This window comes from Treponema sp. UBA785 (assembly GCF_002297065.1).
GTDB lineage: Bacteria > Spirochaetota > Spirochaetia > Treponematales > Treponemataceae > Treponema_D.
In genome coordinates this window covers 5,704-10,575 of sequence record NZ_DBJD01000007.1, presented here as the reverse complement: position 1 = coordinate 10,575, position 4,872 = coordinate 5,704, and the positions used below count along the sequence as shown (strand labels likewise).

The following is a 4,872-nucleotide window of genomic DNA, read 5'->3' as shown; positions in this document are numbered from 1 at the left end:
CAAACCGGCCAACCGCCACTTGCTAACGCGCGGTGCTGCGCACAGCCTGCGGCTTGGCTAATGTCCGGGCTAAAGCTTACGGCAAAACCTAAGTCTTCCCGCTTTTGCAGAGCAATTCCGACAATGACAATGCGTTTTTTTGTCATTCCTGTGCCCCGACACAGGAATCTATCCACACGGCAAACTGGCATAATTTCTGCAAACGGAATTATTCCGCACAGCAAACTCGTTTATCAATCTCTAAACAACTGTCATTGCCCGGCTTGACCGGGCAATCTGCTTTTAAGGAGATTATCGGATCAAGTCCGATAATGACAAAAAGGCAAGTCCCGACAATAATGACAAGGGGCAAGCCAGATAATGATACTAAAATCTAAAACTCAAAATTAAACCTAAAACACAAATAAAAAACCCGGCTTGGGCAAGTTTCCAAAAACGGAACTTTTGCCTTTTGCCGGGCTGGATTTTAGTGTGACTAAAATTACTTCTTAATATTTAGTATTCAACTGAAATATATGTGAATCTAACACCTCTATCTGTTCCTGTAGTTAATACGAAATCTCCTGATTCAGTCGCAGTGTAAGTCTTAGCTTCGTAACTTGTTCCAATTATGCTTTCATTTGCAGAAACTCCAGCTCCAGAAATTACATAGGTGCTTGTGTTTGAACCTGATGTTGAACCTGGCTTTATTGTGATTTTAGCTCCTGCAACAACTGCAAATGTCATAGTTCCCTTTACTTCAAGAACAACTTTTGATTTGTCATTCCCACGAGTAACAGCTCCTGAAAGATTGATTCCATCATAAACTCCATTCTCAAGAGTTCCTTTTAATTCAAGCTTGCTTAATGCGGCATAAAGCTCAGAAGTTGAACTTGCATCTGTCAAGTCTATAGTAAAACTTTCACCGCTCGGTGCTGCTGTAACTTCTACTATAACTGTAGCTTCTGTTGGTGCGGCTGCTGCTTTTTTTAGAGTATACTCAAAAGGTTCTCCGTCTGAATTATCTGTAAATTTTAATGTGTTTTCGTCAACAATAGTTCCTGTAAGTGTGCTTGTTTCGCCTTCAGAAGTTGAAGTCATTGTAATATTTTTACCGTTTACGGTGTATGTAAATGAGGTAATGTCAGTATCTGAATAAGCAACTGTTGTTGTACCACCGTTAGCCTTAATAAGTGCTTCTACAGCATTTTGTATATCAGCTATATAAGTAGTGCCGCTTGTCGAATCCTTAACATATGCGTATGAAATATTTTGTAAAGTAAGTTTTACACCGCTGTGTTCTTCAACAGCTTCTTCAAGAACCCAGTAAGTATTTTCAAATCCTGTTGTTGTTCCTGTCTCGCCACCGGTTTCTCCACCAGTTTCACCTCCGGTTTCGCTTCCGCCAGTTTCGCCACCAGTTTCACCTCCGGTTTCGCTTCCGCCAGTTTCGCCACCGCTAGTTGCAGCCGCTTTTACAGTTACTTCAACTGTCGCATTTTTTCCGCCAGCGCTTGCTGTGATTGTGGCAGTTCCTGCCGCTACGCCTGTAACTTTACCTGTTGAATCAACTGTTGCAACTGTAGTGTCAGAAGAATTCCATGTAACAGTCTTGTCTGTTGCGTTTTCCGGCGAAACAGTCGCTTCAAGAGTAATTGTTTTTCCGGCTTCTACTTCTTTTACTGTCGATGTGATTTTTACTTCTGTAACAGCAACAGTTTCCTCGCCGCTGTCGTCATCGCTAGAGCAGCCAATAAAATTTGTCATTGCAAGCAGCGCGGCAAATGCAGCGACAATTCTCAACATTTTTTTCATATTTTCTCCTCCAAAAAAAAACATTTTGTTAATAGTTATAATAACACCGTTTTATTTAAAAATGGGGGGGGTATTTGTACAATACTGACTTTTTTAAGCAAGATTGCCGTGTCAAGCACGGCAATGACAGTAAATTTACAAAACTCGAAATTGAACCTATTATTCTTTTAGATATGTTGTAAGAGGCTAAAAATGTTTAAAACCCTTAAATTAAAGCAGTTTTTGCGTTCCAGTATTATCCGTCTTGCCGCGACTTTTTTGTCTTTTGGAGTGCAGTTTTTCTGGCTGTGGACTGTGAGCCGCTGGCTTAAGTCGTATTCTGTATGGATTAGCCTTGCTTCGGATTTTTTGGTTGCGGCTCTTGTTATCCACATCTACAACAAGCAAAATTACAGCGTTTCTCTTAAAGTTCCGTGGCTTATTTTGATTCTGGTCTTGCCGATTGTTGGAATTACGCTTTATTTTTTGAGCGAAAACAACCATCAGTCCAAAAGAGTTAAAAATAATACGTCAAAAATCAAGGCGGAAAGCGTCCGGCACATAAAAAGCGACTCAAATGTTCTTAAAACGCTCGAAAATTTGGACAAGCGGGTTGCAAATCAGTTTAAATATCTGTCTCTCGTTGAAAAATTCCCGGCTTTTTTTAACACGGGCGCTAAATTTTATGGAAACACGGTCGAGTGTCTTGACTGCCAGCTTAAAGATTTGGCGACAGCACAGAAATTTATTTTTCTTGAGTATCATGCAATCGAAGAGGCAAAAGCGTTTGACAGGATGCTGCCGGTTTTAAAGGAAAGGCTTGCGGCCGGAGTTGAAATCCGCATTTTGTACGACGATGTTGGAAGCATTGGCTACATAAACAAAAAATTTATTAAGCGAATGAACGCGATTGGCATTGAGTGCAGGGACTTTAACCCTCTTTCGCCTCTTTTTTCGCTTTTTATGAACAACCGCGACCACCGGAAAATTATGGTTATTGACGGAAAAATCGGTTTTACAGGCGGCTACAACCTTGCCGATGAGTATTTTAATTATTCGCATCCGTACGGACAATGGAAAGACAGCGGCTTGAGGATTGAAGGAAAGGCCGTAAACACTTTTACAGAGCTTTTTTTGGAAATGTGGAACAGCCAGGAAAAAGGCACGCTTGAAGGTGTTTCAAAATATTTTATAGAAGAAACGGACGAAACTGAGCCTTTGCCTGCAAAAACGGACGGTTTTATTCAGCCTTATGCAGATATGCCTCTCGATTATTTGTATGTCGGCGAAAATGTCTATCTAAACCTTATAAAATGGGCAAAAGATTCTGTCTGGATTACAACGCCTTATTTGATTTTGGGCGACGAAATGAAGCGCGAGCTTATTCTGGCGTCTTTGCGCGGCGTTGATATAAGAATTGTAACGCCCGGAATTCCTGACAAAAAACTTGTTTACAAGATTACGCGCTCTTTTTACGGCGAGCTTATCGACAGCGGAATAAAAATTTACGAATATACGCCGGGTTTTATCCACTCAAAGCAAATGATTGCCGACGGAAAGCTTGCAACGGTCGGGACTGTGAATATGGATTTTAGAAGTTTTCATCACAATTTTGAAAACGGAGTTTTAATGTACAACACAAGCGCGATTTCCGACATTCAAAAAGACTTTGAGTCTCTTTTTAAAATCTCAGCCAATGTTACGGAAAAATATCACAACAAAAAGCACCATTCGATGAGTTTTACGGACAGGGTTTTGCGGCTTTTTAGCACTTTGCTTTAGTTTCTGTGCTAAAATGTTAATATGAAAAAAATTACGATTGTTACAGGCGCAAGTTCTGGAATGGGAGCAGAATTTGCACGCCAGCTTTTTAACGAATATGAATTTGCAAGCGACAAAAAAAATGCCTCTCAAAACCGCGAAATTTGGCTCATTGCCCGCTCAAGCGAAAAACTTTTGCAAACAGCGGAAAAAACTTTGAGCTCAAAAAGCCCAGATTCTCCTGCAAAAACAAAAATCAGGACTTTTCCGATCGATTTAACCGGAGCTCCGGGCGTTTATAAATTTGACGGGCTTTTAAAATCCGAAGCCGCCAATGAAAATTTTGAAGTTGAATGTCTTATAAACAATGCTGGCTTTGGAACTTACGGGCCTTTTGACGAGACTTCTTCCGAAAAAGAGCTTGCGATGATTGAACTGAACTGCACCGCGCTGACGGGAATTTGCGGCTACGTCCTTAAATATTTAAATTCCGGCTCGCAAATAATAAATGTTTCGTCGCTTGCAGCCTTTATGCCGCTTGGAAATTTTGCAGTCTATGCGGCTACAAAAGCCTACGTTCTTTCTTTTACGGTGGGTCTGGCGGCAGAACTCGAACCAAAAGGAATAAAAGTTTGCGCTCTTTGTCCAGGCAGCGTAAGCACAAATTTTGCAAATGTGGCTTCCAACGGCAAGCGCAAGGAAGTTTTGCATGGAAGAGATCCTGTAAAAGTTGTGCGCCACTGTCTTAAAAAAGCAAAAAAAGGCAAAAAAATAATTTTGACTTTTCCAAAATGGAAATTTCTTTCGTTTGCAAGCCGCTTTGTCGGAAAATTTACTGTCGCAAAACTTACATATAAATTTGCAAAACGGCCGCATTAGCACAACGCAATATCATTGCCGTGCCAGGCACCGCAAAAAAAAGCAGTTTCCGCAAAAAACTCGCTAGAAACTGCTTTAGATTTTAGCAATACACTAAACGTCCTTATTTGTTAACTCTGTCTTTAAGAGCTTTTCCCGCCTTAAATTTTGGACACTTTGAAGCCGCAATTTTGATTGTTTCGCCTGTTTTTGGGTTGCGGCCTTCTCTTGCAGCTCTTTCACCAATATCGAAAGTTCCAAAACCAATAAGCTGTACGCTGTCGCCTTTTTCCAATGATTTTGCTACATTTTCTGTAAAAGCCTTGACAACTGCGTCTACATCTTTTTTTGTAAGTTTTGTGTCTGCTGCAATAGCATCAATAAGTTCTGCTTTATTCATTGCTTTCCTCCAATTTTGAATAAGAATTTAAGTATATATGTAAATTCCAATATCGTACAGACTTTTCATTGTATATTATA

General features: G+C 40.4%; 4 protein-coding genes. 2 read left to right on the top strand and 2 right to left on the bottom strand.

Annotated features, from left to right (window positions below; all coding sequences use genetic code 11):
* Window positions 1–495 precede the first annotated feature (495 nt).
* On the bottom strand, window positions 496–1,794 hold the full coding sequence (locus B2X33_RS00500) for an Ig-like domain-containing protein (RefSeq protein WP_296666689.1): 1,299 nt from the start codon (window positions 1,792–1,794) through the stop codon (window positions 496–498).
* 192 nt (window positions 1,795–1,986) lie between these two features.
* Between B2X33_RS00500 and cls the strand changes: the two genes are divergently transcribed.
* Together cls and B2X33_RS00490 are read left to right on the top strand one after the other, a co-directional pair.
* Entirely contained in the window at window positions 1,987–3,555 is a 1,569-nt protein-coding gene (gene cls, locus B2X33_RS00495) for a cardiolipin synthase (RefSeq protein ID WP_296666687.1), read from the top strand.
* A 21-nt stretch (window positions 3,556–3,576) separates the two neighbouring features.
* Window positions 3,577–4,413, top strand: a complete 837-nt coding sequence (locus tag B2X33_RS00490) for an SDR family NAD(P)-dependent oxidoreductase (RefSeq protein WP_296666684.1) — start codon at window positions 3,577–3,579, stop codon at window positions 4,411–4,413.
* A gap of 103 nt (window positions 4,414–4,516) precedes the next feature.
* Here B2X33_RS00490 and B2X33_RS00485 read toward each other — a convergent pair whose 3' ends face one another.
* Complete coding sequence (locus tag B2X33_RS00485; protein WP_296024862.1) at window positions 4,517–4,792, bottom strand: HU family DNA-binding protein; 276 nt, start codon at window positions 4,790–4,792, stop codon at window positions 4,517–4,519.
* Window positions 4,793–4,872 lie beyond the last annotated feature (80 nt).

What these genes read in the sequence shown, in the direction of transcription:
- B2X33_RS00490 (WP_296666684.1), top strand. Translation starts at nt 3,577, where the DNA reads ATGAAAAAAATTACGATTGTTACAGGCGCAAGTTCTGGAATGGGAGCA.
- B2X33_RS00485 (WP_296024862.1), bottom strand. Translation starts at nt 4,792, where the DNA reads ATGAATAAAGCAGAACTTATTGATGCTATTGCAGCAGACACAAAACTT.
- B2X33_RS00500 (WP_296666689.1), bottom strand. Translation starts at nt 1,794, where the DNA reads ATGAAAAAAATGTTGAGAATTGTCGCTGCATTTGCCGCGCTGCTTGCA.
- cls (WP_296666687.1), top strand. Translation starts at nt 1,987, where the DNA reads ATGTTTAAAACCCTTAAATTAAAGCAGTTTTTGCGTTCCAGTATTATC.